Origin of the sequence: Spirosoma pollinicola (genome assembly GCF_002831565.1) — a bacterium.
In the GTDB taxonomy this organism is placed as follows: domain Bacteria; phylum Bacteroidota; class Bacteroidia; order Cytophagales; family Spirosomataceae; genus Spirosoma; species Spirosoma pollinicola.
Window position 1 is genome coordinate 5,583,701 of sequence record NZ_CP025096.1, and the last position, 16,397, is coordinate 5,600,097.

Consider the following 16,397-nt stretch of genomic DNA (forward strand, 5'->3'; position numbering starts at 1 on the left):
ATACAGAACAGGTTAGTCTATGAGCAGGAAGCCTGTTTGACAATCTTGATCAGCATACTCAATAGTCTCGTATTGTGTCAATTACTATGGCTTGGAGGAGCCTCTACAAGAGCCATCTAGCCGAACATGTAAGCAATTAAACTACTTCTATTGGAATACTTTTTTTTATATTTTACATCGACAAATTAAATGGACACTACTTGCTTAATAGTTGAGAGTGATTAGTCCTCGAATCACTGCTGGATAGAATAAGTATATTTATCAAATTATTTTGTATAGTAGCATTAAAACAACAAATAAACATTTCGGAAATTATTAATTATTAAATGGCTCAAATTCATAAAAAAGTTGATCAAAGCATCGTTCGCGACAAACATAAAACTGTATCAAAATAGATACTAAATCAACGGAATAACACAACTTCTTTCCTTGATTCAGTACTCATTTTGATACTACAGAATCTTAAAAAACGTTAAAAAAAATAATCAGATTTTTACCAATGTAATTTTAATGTAATTTTTTTCTGAATCGATATTAAAATTGCAATAAAACAACAGAGTTCAATAATTGTTTATTATCTGATTCGGAAAGGAATTTCCTCTTTTTGTAAGTTATTTTCAACTCAACGTAGAATCTTTTGAAGACAGATACCCTACCACCAATCCAACCACAAGCCACCGGCAGATTCAAACCTAATTATTCTTTTGTCAATTGGATACGATTTGTTGCAATGGTCTCTATCGTTTATGAGCATTGCATGGATCTTCAAGTACCAGGTGACACCTCACACAGCACAAACGCCAATGGTCATTACGTGACAAACGTCAGTCAGGCATTAGCGATGCCCTGGATAGTACAACCAATGAAATTTGGTACTCTTTGTTTCTTTATTATTTCTGGTTACTTGTTAGGCAAGCATCTATTGCTTCAGAGTTCACCCTGGACATATTATAAACGTAGGCTTCAAGTGGTCGGCATCCCCTTTATTATCGCATTGGGGTTATTTATGTCAAAACACCTAGGTGTGTTTGGTCTGTTAATTGGTAGATATGATATATCGATGTTAACGCCAGAATTTTTGAAATTAAAAATATCGGTAATCCTGTTCAACTCAGCCTACTGGTTTGTATTTAATTTTCTAATTGTGCTGGGTTTGTTTCTGGTATTTTGGCGCCACTCATATAAGCCAATCTTCGGCTGGATCACGGGAGCTATTGCCGTATTTTACGGCATAAATATTTATTTCGGCTGGGTCGAACAGCGACACAATCTGGTTATAGCACCTTATCTTTTTTACTTATGGCTGGGTGTTTGGTTATCACGCCGACAGGATGTACTAGATTATCTGCAACGACTACCGAATCGCTGGCTAATAGGTGCTGTTCTCCTCTCCCTAGGTTTAGCCATATCTGAAAGCCGTTATTTATGGTCACCAGACACTATTAGCCCCTTTAATTCATTACGACTCTCGAATCAGCTATTTTCTGTCCTGGTGTTTGTGCTCCTCTTACGAAATGATTTCTCAAATCGGTTAACCTGGATCAACCCCCGAACCGAATCATTCGGCATATATCTGTATCACTTATACTTTGTACAGATAGCTAACGCAATCTTTATCTCATTAAATATTCTGACCTATTCTGTTAATCTTTCCGGCTTGCAATTAGCTGCCGTGACATTAATTAGATTTTTTGTTATTTATAGTTCTACGCTATTATTTGTTAAACTGATTAACAAAACCCGATTTAAGTGGCTATTCGGCAACTAATTAAAGTTGCTCGAGTGCAGTCCGAACTTGATCGAAGAGAATTTTGTGCCCATCATCATTTGGATGAATACCATCAGACGATAGTAACTCCGATCTAAATAGATTAGTAGAATCGGCGACAGGATTAAAAAAATTGATGGCATACTTTCCGTAAGTATTAATAATACGGTCTCGCTGTTCCATATATTTAGCTGTTGCTGCTGAACTAATTTTACGAGGGTGAGAAGTCGTGATGTAGATTTGCTTGACGCCTTTTGCCATAGCTAAGTCCCGAACAGTTTTTAGGTTACTCATGAGTTCATCCACACGGTAGCCGCCACTTACATCATTTGTGGTCATGCTAATAATTAAAATGGTTGGATTCTTTTCCAGCGCAGCTGTAATGTTACGAGTTGTATCTACAGCCGGACGGTTGGCTACTTGAGTTGCGTTAGTAGGCAGAATATGGTAAGTTGTGTACCCTGGCTTTGCCAGATTGATTACCGGCATTTTTTTGGTATAATATGCCTTAAGTTGACCTGCCCAGGAAGAATTGTAAGTGGAAGCACCAAATCCCGACGCAGTCGACGATCCCAGAATAACAATCAATGGAACGTTACTCCTGGCCGGAGCTTCACTATCTGAGTTTGTTGGTTGAGGTTCTGCTAATTTGTTGCAGCTAGTGAATAATAAAGCAAACGCAATCAAACAATAGATATTCTTCATCAAGTTAATTATCAATGGCTATTAAAGGCCTAATTTTAGCAGATACAAAAATACAGATTGACCGTAATTATACGTAGTTAAATATACTCAATTCGGCAACCGCTCAGTAAATAATAAATTAATATATAGTTAACATTGGCCAGACGCAGTCGCGCTAGTATACAATTCTCAAAAAGTAAATCATTAAAAATAAATACTAGAATCAATGTAGTAATTAATATGTTTTGGCTTTGTCCGAAACTCACTGATTGAAATGGTTAAGGCGCTATATCCGCAAACGATCCTGGTTAAGGTCATGTACGGATAGAACGCCCCTAAAAGAAGTTTATAAGCTCGTCCAATCAACCACAAACGGATGAGACAAATGTCTATCAATAGCCTCGCGCCGTATTATCGGCCCTCGGGTCAGAGGCTCCTTCATAGGAACCATCAGGCCGAATGAGTACACAATCCATGCGACCCAGGGTATTCGAAAGTTTTTCCAGAATATACCCCCGACTCTTCAACGCATCTATCGTTGCATCAGAGAAAGCGCCGTTCTCAAAAATCGTTTTATCAGGTAGCCACTGGTGGTGAAATTTAAGGGCGTTAACCGATTGCTGCATGGTCATGCCGTGTTCAATTACGTTCAGGACCGTCTGATATACCGATGTCATAATTGTTGACCCGCCCGGTGTACCCACCACCATAAACAGTTTGCCGTCTTTTTCCAGAATGGTGGGCGTCATAGACGAAAGCATCCGTTTGTTTGGCGCAATGGCATTGGCTTGATTGCCAATCAAGCCATACATATTGGGCGCACCCGGCTTCACGCTGAAGTCGTCCATTTCGTTGTTCATAAAAAACCCAGCTCCACCAACCACGACACGGCTGCCATACCCCCCATTGAGTGTTGTGGTAATACTCACCGCATTTCCGGCCTTATCTACTACGGAGAAATGGGTTGTTTCCAGACTTTCGTAACCCGGAATAGTCCCTCCTCGTACGGACCGGCTGTCGGTTGCTTTGGCCCAGGAGAAATCAGTCCAGCGGGTGCGCAGGTAGTCGGGGCTCATGAGTTGCGTGGCAGGAACTTTAACAAAGTCAGGATCACCCAGGAACTTGGCGCGGTCGGCATAGACCCGGCGTTCGGCTTCGATCATAACCTGCACGGTGCTGTCACGATTCCAGCCCCAGCGACGCAGCGGGTATGGCTCTGTAAATCGCATCATTTGCACCAGGGCAACACCACCGCTCGAGGTGGGCGGCATAGTAATCACATTATAGTTTTTGTAGGTCGCCTGAATAGGATCGCGCCAGACAGAATGGTAGTTTTTCAGATCTTCCTCCGTAATCAGGCCCTTACCCCGCACCATTTCTTCGGCCAGCAAACGAGCCGTTTCGCCTTCGTAAAAGCCCGCCCGCCCCCGTGCCTGAATACGTTGCAGGGTTTTAGCCAGATCACGTTGTATTAGCAAATCGCCCTTGTGCCAGGTTGTTGTATCGGTTGGGACGGCAGTTTTTAAAAAGTATGTCTTGTTAGGGTTAATGGTATTCAGGTCGGTCTTGATGCGGTTCAGTCCCGTTGCATCGCGCTCCGTCATGGCAAACCCTTTCTCGGCCAGATCAATGGCGGGCTGTACTACCTGTGCCCAGCTCAGTTTTCCGAATCGTTTATGCGCTTCGACCATGCCATCTACCGAACCCGGTACGCCACTGGCCAGATGCCCACTAATACTCAGGCCCTGACGAACATTGCCTGCTGAGTCGAGGTACATGTTCTGGGTAGCCTGACCAGGTGCTTTTTCGCGGTAATCGAGTGAATATGATTTACCTGCACTCTCGCGGTACACCATAAACCCCCCCCCGCCAATATTACCCGCTCCCGGATAGACAACGGCCAGCGCAAACTGCACGGCCACAGCCGCATCGACCGCATTACCCCCTGCTTTCAGAATATCGAGTCCAACCTGTGAAGCCTCCGGGTGGGCTGATGCCACCATACCATTTCGACCAGTAACGCCAACTCGATCGGAGAAGAACGGCTTAACCGTTGGGTCTTCGTCGCGGTATTGATAAACGCCCTGGCTTTCCTTTACCCTGGTATCGGCAGTCGACACGGTAGGCGATTGGGTTTTACAGGAAGCGACTGCTACAGCAAAAAGGAGCAGGAGCGAATAAGGAGCAACACGTTTGTTCATAGAGAGATTCTTATTGCGGTTGTAATTCGGCAATTTACGAAAATAGTTATCCAGCCAATACCCCGATCAGCCACTTATCCGCCTGAACGTGATACTTGTCCGAAATGGTTTGGCGATAAAGACCCTATGTCGTACTTTCAGTGGATTGAGTCGTATTACGATAACGCTCTTTCGCTCGTTCACTCTTTCGCTCGTTAACATAGGTGAAGTTCATTCGTCAGACATTTGAAAGTTTTCGGTTCGCGTGGCAGGCACTGCGCTCGAATCTGCTGCGTACTATGCTTTCGCTGCTGGGCGTAACCATTGGTATTTTTGCCATTATTGCCGTGTTCACGCTGGTAGATTCGCTGGAGCGAAATATTAAAGACAGCTTGTCATTCATTGGCGACAAGGTAGTTTATGTCCAGAAATGGCCCTGGTCGTTTGGGGGTGAGTACCAGTGGTGGAAGTATTTCCAACGACCTGAACCCACCTATAAAGAATACCGATTTCTGAATGACAAACTTGAGAATGCAAAAGCTATGGTGGCTATGGATTTTAAAGGGCGTGTGACTATCAAGAACGGAAATAACAGCATGGCCGCCCTCATTCAGGGCACAACAATCGACTATAACAAGATTTCGGACGTACCCATCGAAACGGGGCGTTACTTTACTCAACAGGAAATCGATGTATCGCGCAACGTAGCCATCATTGGCTCCGACGTGGCCGATAATCTGTTTCCAGCCCAGGACCCCGTTGGTAAGCGATTCAAGATCAGCGGTATGAATTTCACAGTTATTGGTGTTCAGACCCGAAAAGGGGAAAGCATCCTTAACGTGGGCGGTAATCCTGACATTAAGTGCCTGATTCCTTACGGGTCATTTGCCAAGATGTTCCATTCAATAAACCCGAGTATCGACATTGCCATCAAAGGCTACGATTCTGACGAGGGCCTGCTCGAACTCGAAAGCGAAATTCGCGGGCTTATGCGAACCCGGCGCGGATTACGGCCCGTTCAGGATGATAACTTTGCCATCAATCGACCCGAAGCAGCTGCTCAGGCCATTAGTGGTGTATTTTCGGTACTTACGGTGGCGGGCTGGGTTATTGGCGGCTTCTCTATTTTAATCGGCGGTTTTGGTATTGCCAATATTATGTTCGTTAGCGTAAAGGAGCGAACGAATATCATCGGTATTCAGAAATCGCTGGGAGCCAAAAATTATGTAATTCTTTTCCAGTTTCTGTTTGAGGCTATTTTACTTAGTCTGGTGGGTGGCCTTGCCGGTATCTTTCTGGTTTATCTGCTGTCCTTCATGAGCTTGGGCAGTCTTGAACTTACCTTAACGGCAGGTAATATTATACTTGGCCTGGGTGTTTCGAGCGTCATTGGTGTATTATCGGGTATTATTCCAGCCTTTTCAGCCGCCCGTCTCGATCCGGTTATTGCTATCCGGGCTAAATAAGTCAGTGCCCAGCGAAAGCCCAAACTAATAAAAACAGGCTTAACACAGAGTCACCAAGCCCACAGAGAGTTATCTTTTTTGTAGACTTGGTGACTCTGTGTTAAGCCTGTTTTTGATTTACAGCTTATATATAATGTATGCCTATACCAGACAACTAGTTGTGTTACATTCGTCAATAATCAGCTAATTTTATTCCTCTATCTATAATTTGTAAGGAACTTACTTCTGTGTAATTAAGTTACCTGTGAGAAAGTGAAATTACATATCTCTCTCTTTATCCTCTTTAATAGTAGCCTATTTATCGCATCTTAAATAAGGGCTGACTTTCATCTCAATTTCTTACCCATTTAATCGGGTTTTAATGTAATTTACCCGACAATCTGCCTACTGTCCTCAAATAGACCAAAACTTTAGGCCGAACATAGCTCACGATTTTTAATTCATAATTTTATTGAGAATTTTTAAGCTTTATCTGAGTTCATTATCTTTGACGCAATGGCTTGATGGTACTTTCGTTCTACTTAACGGCTATCTGCCTGTACCAGCCCGATTGTTGCGTGTTCAGGTAATCTGAATTCATCACATCACTGCCTCGGCCAGGGCTACACTACTGATTCGGTTCGGTTAACATTTATATAATGACGAATAGTACCCGAAACGAGCTATCTTTCGAACCTGACCTGCTTTTAATCAATGCTGCTTTAGTAGTCGTCTCCGGAAAATGGCGATTATACATCATACTGATTTTAGGCGAGCAAACGCTCCGATATAGCCAACTCAGCGAGCGACTGCCCGGCGTCAGTGAAAAAGTATTAGCCAGCGAACTTAAAGCCCTCGTTGGTCTTGGCGTTATGAAACGAGAAGCCTTCGCCGAAATCCCCCCCAGGGTTGAATACACACTCACCGAACGAGGTCGACTAGCGCTGCCCATTTTGAGGCAGATACAGCAGCTTGGCCAGATTTTTAACTAATACCTTGATGTCAACACAAGTTAAATTCAAAGACAAGAACCGATCACAATTTTTCCCTACAGTTAGAAAACGAGTCGACGCTTATTTTAAAACTCAGGGTATTTCCACCCATGCCAACGGAGCTATGTGGCGCAAAACGAGTTTCTTCTTAATCGGCTACGCGACGCTTTACGGACTAATTTTATCCAATCAATTTGGGTTATGGGCCATGCTTGCTATGGCTATAGTACTGGGTATGTTTGCTGCCTTTATCGGCTTTAACGTATCGCACGATGGCCTGCATGGCTCTTTTTCGGCTCGTAGCTGGGTCAATAGACTTACCGGTAACAGCTTTTATCTGCTCGGAGCGAATCCATACATCTGGAAGGTGACACATAACATCGTTCACCATACCTACACCAATATTCCCGGTCATGACGAAGATATTGAACTGGCTCCGGGTCTGGTTCGACTGGACCCCGCCGAAGATCTTCGCCCCTGGCATAAGTATCAGCAATGGTATACTTTTCCGCTGTATGCGCTGGCTTCACTGTCGTGGGTATTTCGTAAAGACTTTGTGAAATTTTTCAAGAGCGAGATTGGGCATCATGATAACTCATCGCACCCCCGTGCAGAGTACGTCAAATTATTTGTATCCAAAGCACTCTATTATGTTTTCTTTCTGGTTATTCCTTATGTTGTGCTTGGCCTCACCTGGTGGCAGCTAGCCATTGGTTTTGTGCTGATGCACGTGGCAGAAGGGTTGGTACTGGGGCTTGTTTTTCAGTTGGCTCATGCCGTAGAGGGCACCGATTTCCCAATGCCTGACGAGCGGGGCGACATACAGGCAGCATGGGCAGTTCACCAAATGCAAACCACGGCCAATTTCGCGCCCGACTCTGCACTGGCAGCCTTTTTATGCGGTGGACTAAATCGCCAGATCGAGCACCACCTGTTCCCCAAAGTGTGCCATATCCACTATCCGGCAATCAGTAAGATTGTCAAGAGTACAGCCCTTGAATTTGGCTTGCCTTATCTGGAAAATCGCACGTTTGGTTCAGCCCTTATGTCTCACTTTCGCCTTCTGCGAACACTGGGAAAAACCGCACCAATTCAGGTTGAGAAGCCTGTTATTGTACCCCTAACAAAGCAAGTACCTGAACCGGTCATGTAAAGTCGGGTTCAGATTTCTCCGTTACTTAACTTACTTCCTCTCCCTTCTTTGGCTTATGGCGTCGCAACAAGACCTCGATTTTACGTATACAACCATTGACAAAGTTTTTCGTCTGAGCATGGGGGAGACCGGCGATTATAGCGGGGCCATGTACAACGGTGATTTTTCACTTACGCTTGAGCAGGCTCAGGAGCAGAAGCATAAATTCATTGCCGATAGCCTGAATGTGAAAGCCGGTTCTAAAATCCTGGATATGGGTTGTGGTTGGGGGCCATACTTAACGTACGCGACTAAAAAACGTGGTGCAATTGGCCGTGGCGTCACGCTCTCCAGAGGTCAGGCTGAAGCCTGCCGGGCCAATGGACTAAATGTAGACATCAAAGATTGCCGAACGATTACCCCCGCCGATTATGGTACCTTCGACGCTGTTAGCTGCATTGGTGGAATGGAGCATTTCTGTTCCATTGAACAGTATCTGGCAGGTGAACAGGATAAGGTATACGCCGACTTTTTCAAAAAACTGTATGACTTACTGCCGGTAGGTGGACGGTTTTACATGCAGACGATGGTGTTCGGCAAGAACATGATTCCGTTTGAGGAGATTAGCCTGGATGCGCCCAAAGATTCGGATTCATATATGCTGGCGCTGATGATTGCCCAATTTCCGGGTTCATGGCTACCTTACGGCCCTGAGCAGGTAATTCGTAACGCCCAGCCGCTGTTCAAACTTATTTCGCAAAGCAGCGGACGACTTGATTATATCGAAACAATTGGTCAATGGCGGAAACGGTTCCGGGCTTTCAATCTGGAAAAATATGCCCTTTACCTGTCATTGCTACCCAAATTATTGACAAATAAGCCCTTTCAGGATTTAATTGCCGTTTTCAGAAAAAGCCCGAATCGGGTTTGCTTTGAACGGGAAACCATGGAGCACTACCGATTGGTTTTCGAAAAAGTATAAGTCAGAAAACAAGCTCACTCATCATCAACTATGCCTGTCCGCGTCGCCATTCATCACCATACCCAATATGATTATGATCGGGTAGTTTCTCTTTCGCCCCACCTGATTCGGCTTAGGCCGGTGGCACACAGTCGGGCGGTGATTGAATCCTATACGCTGACAATTAAGCCGGATAACCATGTCGTTCACTGGCAGCAGGACCCTTTTGGCAACTTCGTAGCGCGGGTCGATTTCTGGGAACCGATGGAAATGATGTCGATCGATGTCGACATTGTTGCGCTACTTGTGCCAACGAATCCGTTCGACTTTTTTCTGGATACATATGCCATATCGTTTCCGTTCGACTACGAGCCTCAACTAAAAAAAGACTTGGCGCCCTATCTGGCGGTTGACGAACAGGGGCCTCGTTTGACACAGTGGTTGCAGACAATCGACCAAACATCGCAAGGCACCATCGACTTCCTGATCATGCTTAACCAGCGAATTTTTCAGGATATTGCCTATACGACACGCATGGAACCCGGTGTGCAAACGCCCGACGAAACGCTCGATCTGGCTATTGGTTCGTGTCGCGATTCGGGTTGGTTGCTGGTGCAAACGCTTCGACAGTTTGGACTGGCCGCTCGTTTTGTATCCGGTTATCTGGCGCAGGTGGTACCCAGAACGCCATCGGAATTAAAAGAAAACTCATTGGCATTGCATGCGTGGGCAGAGGTGTTCATACCGGGAGCCGGCTGGCTTGGCCTTGATCCAACATCAGGCATGCTCGCCACCGAAGGCCACATTCCGCTGGCTTGCACCTCCGAACCCAATGGAGCCGCCCCCGTAACGGGAACATCAGACGTGAATAACACCACGCTTTCGTATACGAATACGCTGGAGGTTCTTGATTGAGTCAGTAAGTGGCTGGCACGGGTGAATACCCGCGCCAGATCGGTGAATATTCGCGCCAGTCAATTACAAAACTACACCTCAATACGAAACAGGTGCATAGGCAGTACATACGGGTCTAACTCCACATAATTCTGTTCGCCTTGCCAGGTATAGTACGCACCGGTAAGCAGGTCGTAAACTTTATAGGACTGACCGTGCTCGATGCCCAGCTGCCAGATAGGTACCTGTACCATTCCTGCCCGCCGTTGGTAAGCATCGGTATTGACGATGATCAGTAACCGATTGCTTCCCGTTATTTTCAGATAGGCCATAATGGCATCGTCGCTTACGGTACAAAACGTGATGTTATTGGTTGTTTGCAAAGCTACGTTCTCGCGCCGAATTCGGTTAACCAGCGTAATGAGGTAGGTCATTTTGTTGGTTTTATCCCAATCCCAGAGCCGAATTTCGTATTTCTCCGAGTTCAGGTACTCTTCTTTGTTCGGGAAGGGCACATGCTCCATCAACTCGAACGACGGACCGTAAATTCCGTAGTTACTGGACAGGGTAGCGGCCATAAAATAACGAATCAGAAACTGCGGCTCATGACCCGACTGCAAACTATAGGGGTTAATATCGTGGGTAGTCGGCCAGAAATTCGGTCGAAAATAATACTTCATTTCTCCCTGCGTCAGCTCCGTCATGTACTCCTCCATCTCCGCCTTTGTATGACGCCACGTATAGTAGGTATACGAATGCGCAAACCCTCGTTTGGCCAGTTCCTGCATCACCCTCGGCTTGGTAAACGCTTCGGACAGGAAGAGCATATCCGGGTACTCTTTTTTAACTTCGGCAATCACCCATTCCCAAAAAACAAAGGGCTTGGTATGTGGATTGTCAACCCGAATGATCCGAACACCCCACGATCCCCACACCAGTAACACACGCTTTAGTTCTTCCCAGAGGTTTTGCCAGTCTTCGGTTTCGAAGTAAACCGGGTAAATGTCCTGATACTTTTTCGGCGGATTTTCGGCGTATTGAATGGTGCCGTCAGGTCGCTTTTTAAACCATTGCGGGTGTTCTTTGGCCCAGGGGTGATCAGGTGAGCACTGAATAGCAAGATCCATAGCGATTTCCATCCCGTAATTCTTAGCGATGGCAATCAGGTGTTTGAAATCATCAACCGTACCCAGTTCGGCGTGAATGGCATCATGACCACCGGCCTCTGAGCCAATGCCATAGGGAACCCCTGGTTCGCCCGGCTGGCAAATAACCGAGTTGTTTTTACCCTTCCGATGCGCCATGCCGATGGGGTGAATGGGCGGTAAATAAAGCACATCGAACCCCATATTCGAGATACGTGGCAACAGTGCTTCTACGTCTCTAAATGTGCCGTGCTTGCCCTCTTCCCGCGCAGCAGAGCGCGGGAAGAGGCAATACCAGGTGCTATATCCGGCACGTGCTCTGTCAACCTCGACACCCAGCTCATGCACATAGCGCGTGGAATATTTACGTTCGGGATAGCGGTTGGCATAAAACGTAAACTGGTCGCTTTCGGCAACAGACACGGCCTCGTCGTAACGGTCGCCATCACGAAAAAGAGCCGCCAGTTCTCGCAGTACCTTTACATCATGCGACTCTTCGATAGGCTCAGCCTTCTTTTTACCCTTCCCTTTAGTAGCCACTGCCGTTGGTTCGGCTTTCGCTCCACCAGCTCGTTCAACCATGCCGTCCAGGTAGGTAGCTCCAGCCAGCAATTCGCTCGTGATGCGCTGACCATCAGCCACTTTTAAATGAATTTCGTGCTGCCAGGAAGCCGGATGATTAATCCAGGCTTCGAAGGTATATAGATAACGACCCTGTTTTTCGGCGATAAACGAGGCACCCCAGCGGTCATTCCAGAGGGGTGCCATCGCAGTTTCTGTCCAGGCAGTATCGTCGGTATGTTTATAGAGCAAAACAGCGGTGAGGTAATCGTGGCCGTCGGCAAAAATGTCGGCTTCAACAGCCACAACATCTCCGGGAATAGCTTTTATAGGAAATTGACCGCCGTCAAGTTCGGGACTAACACGTTCGATAACGACGCGGGACTGGCCGAAACCGGGTTGATCGGAAAGCGAATTGGGTAGACTCATTACAAAATCGTTTGATTTATTAATCGTAAACGGTTGAGCAATGTTACAAAAAAAGCTGGTTCTACTCGATTAATCTGCTTTAGACCGAACGCTTAGCTGATCTGTTTTCCCTATCTATGGTCTAATGAGGCCCAAACTAATCTGCCAACATTTTCTGTGACCGGCTGACCATTCGGCGAACGGTGTACCATCTACGACGCGAAACAGGCAGAACGACACCTGATTTCAAATAGGCAAGCCCGCCCTTATCCGGATATATCTGTTCCAGTCGCTCGATGTAGTTTATGTTAACAATGCAGTTGCGATGCATCCGAATAAATAACGCGCCGGGCAGATGAGGCTGGTAATATTTTAAGGTTCGTGCCATTAATATCCGCTGCCCATCTTTCCAGTACAACCAGCTATAATTGCTGGTGGCCTGTAAAAACATCAGGTCTGTTACAGGAAGAGCAAAAGGGCCTTTTTGGCCAACATACAGGTTGTGTGTTTCTGCTGGCTTATTGGGATTCGGTTGGCTGGTATAGAGGGAAGAGTTCATGATTTTTTTATTGAGTAAACTGACTTATTAATTTTTAATCAATCGACCATCAACACCCACTTGTGGAGGGGGTACCAAATAAATACAGAAAATCACTTCCAGAGAGCAAAAGGCCAGGTCGATATTGAGAGACGAGCCGGGTCATTCAGAAAATACAAGGCCATAAGCCAGGCAGCGGAGATGAGTGCCAAACTCAGCGTAGTGACGAAGATTGCCAGTGAGAAACTGAGGGCTGTATCCGATAAACGTTGCATACCGATAAGCAGTTAATTTTGAGGAAGATATGACAGGTTGATTGTCCATCCTGGACGAATCAAAGGTCTGGCTGTTTCTCAGGGAAGGCTGTCAGATTTGGGAAATAAGTTGGTAAGTTTGAGTCAGCAAAAGCTATCTACCCCTAAATCAGGCAGGTAGCGGTCTGAATGAGTATCAATTCACCGTAAATTCAGCATGAATGGAAAGTCAGAATTATGTTAACCACCGCAAATTTGTAAAAGGATACCACTATGCATTGAGTGCATTGCTTTTAATCGGTCTCATTACCGCCGTAGTCAATGTTTTTCTAAACTGGGGAAATGGCAACCAGCTTAGCCTGTTGCTTATTCTGATCTTATTTATTTGTGGGTTCCTGCTGGCAGCATTCACGCGGTCGTTTCCGCTGAAAGCGCAGGACAGAGCCATACGCGCCGAAGAGAATTTAAGGCACTTTGTGTTAACCGGAAAATTACTTGATGGTAGTTTGAAGGTCGGCCAGATAACGGCCTTACGCTTTGCGCCCGACGAGGAATTTATTCCATTGGTAGCCAAAGCAATTGGTGAGAATTTATCCCCCAACGATATCAAGAAGGAAATAAAAAACTGGCGGGCTGATCATCATCGGGTGTAAGAGAAATTATCAACCACAGAGGCACGGAGGCCACAGAGGTCTAACGGAGTAAAAGTAACCTGTTAGACCCCTGTGGCCTCCGTGCCTCTGTGGTTATATCTATTTTTTGTTCGACTGATTCGTGGCTCAAATCAATTCATTACACTCTCACCTACTTCGCCCCGTCGGCTTTAGCTCCTGCAATGGCCATTTGCCCAATAGCCGTGCCCAGCGTTACGCCGGCTTCTGTATCAAAGCGAAACTGAGTGCCACCATACAGTCCCGATAAAGCCGCTTCGGTAGCTTGTGCATTCAGGCTGGTCGTTTCGTCAGGAAATAGATAGGTTAGTACGGTGGTCGCGGCCACCGATACCGCAGCCTGGTCGGATACGTAGCCGGGGGTATTTGGGATAACCGTAGCCGTTTTGATCGTTGCGTCCAGTTGCGACGGACGGGGGGTAAAGTAAGTATATTTGGTACTCCATGCCGCCGTGGTGGCATCCTGCATGGCCCGGTTCATGAGCGCATACGTGCGTGCCGCCCGGAGTTCATTCTTGCTGTTTTGCCGGATGAGGTCTTCGACCAGGAAATTCCAGAGGCCGGAAAGAGAATATGTATTGGTGCCGTTATCCCAGTAATTGGCAATGCGTGACTGGTCGCGCGTGCGGGTATTGGCAATGTCACGCACCTCCGTCAGGGCTTTCTGAAACTCTGCCGAGGTCGTCAGCGGGGGTGCAGCAGGCAACGCCCGAACCAGTGCCGTTGAATCGAACCAGGTTTTCACCTTACCTGCCAATGGCAATATGGGAGCGCGTACGGGTATCTCCAGACTAATCCAGGTAAGATCATAAGGCGCCAAGGCACTCTTTTTTTGCCAGGTCGCCGTTGGGTCGAGCGCCGAAGTGAAGCGGTCGGTTTTAGCGTAGTCGAGGACTTTAGCGGTCACGGCGGCTGCCAGTTCCTCACCCGCTTTTACATCACTGGGAACATTGGCACCAGCCCAAACCCGACTTTGCTTATGCTCAGCGGCTTTGGCCTTGAGAAAGGCAACCTCATTTGGAAAGAAATAGGCCAGCATCTGGCACGAAGCTTCGGCAATAGCCGCATCCTCCGACGGATACGAAGGCACATCCAGCACAGGCACTTTTGTGAAAATACCCTGTTGCTCCAGCGGTGCGCGATTGTATTGATACTTGGCCCGCCAGGCAACAACCAGCGCATCATATTGCACTACGCTCAGCAGCGCATACACCCGAGCAGCAAAAGGTGCCCCGGCATACGGGTTAGCGATGGAAGACGTAATCGTCTGCCCCGTTGCGGCATCGTAGCCGGGAGGTACATTATACTTTGCCACCAGTTGACGGGCAATCTGGTTCCAGCGAATAACTCCCCCGGCCGCCCAGTAATTAACCGCTGTGTTCTGTTCGGGCGTGACCGTTATCAAGCCATTTTTAACGTCACTCAGTTCATGCAGGTACGCATCTGAAGTGACAGCAGCAGGTTGAGGCACAAGAACATCTGTGGCCGATTTGAGCACAATGGGCCGCCATGTGCCGCCGTCGGCATCGGGTGCGCCGGGGGTGGTAAACGGCAGAATACCTTCATCAATGATGGGCTCCCGACAACCCGCCATCCACAGGAATAAAGCACTGATAAGTAGGTATGGAAAATACGTTTTCATAGTTGATAAGGTTTTCGTAGCGCGAACATCTTGTCCGCGTAGCTGTAGGCTAGCAGTTCTAAGTCCTATTTTAGCCCATGCTACGCGGACAAGATGTCCACGCTACTAATTATTAGCGGTCCAGTGGCCAATGACTAACCCGGCATTTATCTGTGTACTTTTTCCGGTATTACGCCCGTCGAGGGTGGTGCTGTAGCCCGCCGTTAGCCCAAATTGCTTCAGCAAACGTATGTAGGCTGTTGCCCCAACCTTCGTAAAGCCAATTACGTTGGTTGGAAACGGAATGCCAGGGCCAATATCGGTGCCCGAACTTTGAGGTCTTTGCCGTTGCCCCCACACATCTATATTAAATAGCTTTGTCACAAATCCACCCCGAACAATAAGCTCGGTTACGTCGGGCACGTTGACCTTCGAGCCGCTGTTTGGATTCGTTTGACTTGGGTCGTAGTAATTGACAATATGATCGAGGTTGACCTGCCCATTTCGTATATAGCCATACTGACCGGTCAGAAAAAACGAGCGCGTTTTCAGGTGCAGCATCGTGCGACCATCCATATTTTTGGAACCGCGCCCAATCGCGACCAGCGCATCATTGACATAATTCTGTATGGGCATGGAGTACCCGGCGGCAAATATCCAGGAAAGCCGGGCGCGGCCAATTTTGTAGTCAAACGCTTCCCACCGAAGGGCCGCCGAAACATCCTGAAAGCCTTCCTGTTTGGGCGAATACCCCGCGCTGGACTGTGTGCGGATATAGGGCGCGGCTACAATCAGGTCGAGGTCGTAACCTAGACCATAGGTCCCCACCACGGTGAGCGCTTCGGTTGTGACCGTACCGAGGTTCGGGTTTTTGGCCTCGGTCGTGTTGACAAAATAAGTATCGTAAGTTGACCGTGAGCCGAAAACAGCCAGACTGGCCTTTCGCTGGCCGCGCATAAACCCGTCAATTAGTCCCTGCGCCTGTGTCTGTTTCGCAAACGACAGCAGTGTAAGGCTAATCAGGGCAGTTGATAGAAATCGCATACATCCATGTTAGGTTGTGCAAAAGTAGCCGTTCGGACTGAGCATACCCTATGAACGACGGTTTTCCTTGTTTGTGGTCAACCGGATACTAGAATTCAG

14 protein-coding genes are annotated in these 16,397 nt (G+C 47.0%); 7 read left to right on the forward strand and 7 right to left on the reverse strand.

Translation table 11 applies throughout. The features are described 5' to 3' along the window. Positions 1–637: 637 nt before the first annotated feature. Positions 638–1,768 (forward strand): acyltransferase family protein, encoded by a 1,131-nt coding sequence (locus CWM47_RS23545; RefSeq protein ID WP_157816051.1) that lies wholly within the window; start codon positions 638–640, stop codon positions 1,766–1,768. On the opposite strand, the gene CWM47_RS23550 is transcribed toward CWM47_RS23545, so the two are convergent. Together CWM47_RS23550 and ggt are read right to left on the reverse strand one after the other, a co-directional pair. Next, positions 1,769–2,473: an SGNH/GDSL hydrolase family protein gene (locus CWM47_RS23550; RefSeq protein WP_100990623.1), complete on the reverse strand. Its 705-nt coding sequence runs from the start codon at positions 2,471–2,473 to the stop codon at positions 1,769–1,771. 371 nt (positions 2,474–2,844) lie between these two features. Further along, positions 2,845–4,653, reverse strand: a complete 1,809-nt coding sequence (ggt, locus tag CWM47_RS23555) for a gamma-glutamyltransferase (RefSeq protein WP_100990624.1) — start codon at positions 4,651–4,653, stop codon at positions 2,845–2,847. A gap of 203 nt (positions 4,654–4,856) precedes the next feature. On the opposite strand from ggt, the gene CWM47_RS23560 reads away from it, so the two are divergent. The 5 genes from CWM47_RS23560 (at position 4,857) to CWM47_RS23580 (ending at position 10,077) form a co-directional block, all read left to right on the forward strand. Next, complete coding sequence (locus CWM47_RS23560; protein WP_100990625.1) at positions 4,857–6,098, forward strand: ABC transporter permease; 1,242 nt, start codon at positions 4,857–4,859, stop codon at positions 6,096–6,098. Between the two features lie 638 nt (positions 6,099–6,736). Next, positions 6,737–7,069: a winged helix-turn-helix transcriptional regulator gene (locus tag CWM47_RS23565; RefSeq protein ID WP_100990626.1), complete on the forward strand. Its 333-nt coding sequence runs from the start codon at positions 6,737–6,739 to the stop codon at positions 7,067–7,069. 7 nt (positions 7,070–7,076) lie between these two features. Then, positions 7,077–8,222 carry a fatty acid desaturase family protein gene (locus tag CWM47_RS23570; RefSeq protein ID WP_100990627.1) on the forward strand — a complete coding sequence of 382 codons (1,146 nt, stop codon included), beginning with the start codon at positions 7,077–7,079 and terminating at the stop codon, positions 8,220–8,222. Positions 8,223–8,277: 55 nt separating this feature from the next. After that, a complete protein-coding gene (locus CWM47_RS23575; protein WP_100990628.1) occupies positions 8,278–9,183 on the forward strand; it encodes a class I SAM-dependent methyltransferase in 906 nt (301 codons plus the stop codon). Between the two features lie 30 nt (positions 9,184–9,213). Beyond that, a complete protein-coding gene (locus CWM47_RS23580; RefSeq protein WP_100990629.1) occupies positions 9,214–10,077 on the forward strand; it encodes a transglutaminase family protein in 864 nt (287 codons plus the stop codon). 71 nt (positions 10,078–10,148) lie between these two features. Here CWM47_RS23580 and CWM47_RS23585 read toward each other — a convergent pair whose 3' ends face one another. The 3 genes from CWM47_RS23585 to CWM47_RS38265 form a co-directional block, all read right to left on the reverse strand. Continuing rightward, positions 10,149–12,191, reverse strand: coding sequence for an alpha-1,4-glucan--maltose-1-phosphate maltosyltransferase (locus CWM47_RS23585; protein WP_100990630.1), 2,043 nt, complete (start codon positions 12,189–12,191; stop codon positions 10,149–10,151). A 136-nt stretch (positions 12,192–12,327) separates the two neighbouring features. Then, the gene (locus CWM47_RS23590) at positions 12,328–12,729 is read right to left on the reverse strand and encodes a LytR/AlgR family response regulator transcription factor (RefSeq protein WP_100990631.1); all 402 of its coding nucleotides are present in this window, start codon (positions 12,727–12,729) and stop codon (positions 12,328–12,330) included. Between the two features lie 92 nt (positions 12,730–12,821). After that, positions 12,822–12,983, reverse strand: coding sequence for a hypothetical protein (locus CWM47_RS38265; RefSeq protein ID WP_157816052.1), 162 nt, complete (start codon positions 12,981–12,983; stop codon positions 12,822–12,824). A gap of 200 nt (positions 12,984–13,183) precedes the next feature. Between CWM47_RS38265 and CWM47_RS23595 the strand changes: the two genes are divergently transcribed. Next, positions 13,184–13,615 carry a DUF6526 family protein gene (locus CWM47_RS23595; RefSeq protein WP_100990632.1) on the forward strand — a complete coding sequence of 144 codons (432 nt, stop codon included), beginning with the start codon at positions 13,184–13,186 and terminating at the stop codon, positions 13,613–13,615. 151 nt (positions 13,616–13,766) lie between these two features. Here CWM47_RS23595 and CWM47_RS23600 read toward each other — a convergent pair whose 3' ends face one another. Together CWM47_RS23600 and CWM47_RS23605 are read right to left on the reverse strand one after the other, a co-directional pair. After that, the gene (locus CWM47_RS23600) at positions 13,767–15,275 is read right to left on the reverse strand and encodes a phosphatase PAP2 family protein (RefSeq protein WP_100990633.1); all 1,509 of its coding nucleotides are present in this window, start codon (positions 15,273–15,275) and stop codon (positions 13,767–13,769) included. A 105-nt stretch (positions 15,276–15,380) separates the two neighbouring features. Continuing rightward, on the reverse strand, positions 15,381–16,298 hold the full coding sequence (locus tag CWM47_RS23605) for a hypothetical protein (RefSeq protein ID WP_100990634.1): 918 nt from the start codon (positions 16,296–16,298) through the stop codon (positions 15,381–15,383). Between the last annotated feature and the right edge of the window lie 99 nt (positions 16,299–16,397).

Coding starts and splice junctions, on each gene's coding strand:
- CWM47_RS23550 (WP_100990623.1), bottom strand. CDS start 2,473: ATGAAGAATATCTATTGTTTGATTGCGTTTGCTTTATTATTCACTAGC.
- ggt (WP_100990624.1), bottom strand. CDS start 4,653: ATGAACAAACGTGTTGCTCCTTATTCGCTCCTGCTCCTTTTTGCTGTA.
- CWM47_RS23565 (WP_100990626.1), top strand. CDS start 6,737: ATGACGAATAGTACCCGAAACGAGCTATCTTTCGAACCTGACCTGCTT.
- CWM47_RS23570 (WP_100990627.1), top strand. CDS start 7,077: ATGTCAACACAAGTTAAATTCAAAGACAAGAACCGATCACAATTTTTC.
- CWM47_RS23575 (WP_100990628.1), top strand. CDS start 8,278: ATGGCGTCGCAACAAGACCTCGATTTTACGTATACAACCATTGACAAA.
- CWM47_RS23580 (WP_100990629.1), top strand. CDS start 9,214: ATGCCTGTCCGCGTCGCCATTCATCACCATACCCAATATGATTATGAT.
- CWM47_RS23585 (WP_100990630.1), bottom strand. CDS start 12,191: ATGAGTCTACCCAATTCGCTTTCCGATCAACCCGGTTTCGGCCAGTCC.
- CWM47_RS23590 (WP_100990631.1), bottom strand. CDS start 12,729: ATGAACTCTTCCCTCTATACCAGCCAACCGAATCCCAATAAGCCAGCA.
- CWM47_RS38265 (WP_157816052.1), bottom strand. CDS start 12,983: ATGCAACGTTTATCGGATACAGCCCTCAGTTTCTCACTGGCAATCTTC.
- CWM47_RS23595 (WP_100990632.1), top strand. CDS start 13,184: ATGGAAAGTCAGAATTATGTTAACCACCGCAAATTTGTAAAAGGATAC.
- CWM47_RS23600 (WP_100990633.1), bottom strand. CDS start 15,275: ATGAAAACGTATTTTCCATACCTACTTATCAGTGCTTTATTCCTGTGG.
- CWM47_RS23605 (WP_100990634.1), bottom strand. CDS start 16,298: ATGCGATTTCTATCAACTGCCCTGATTAGCCTTACACTGCTGTCGTTT.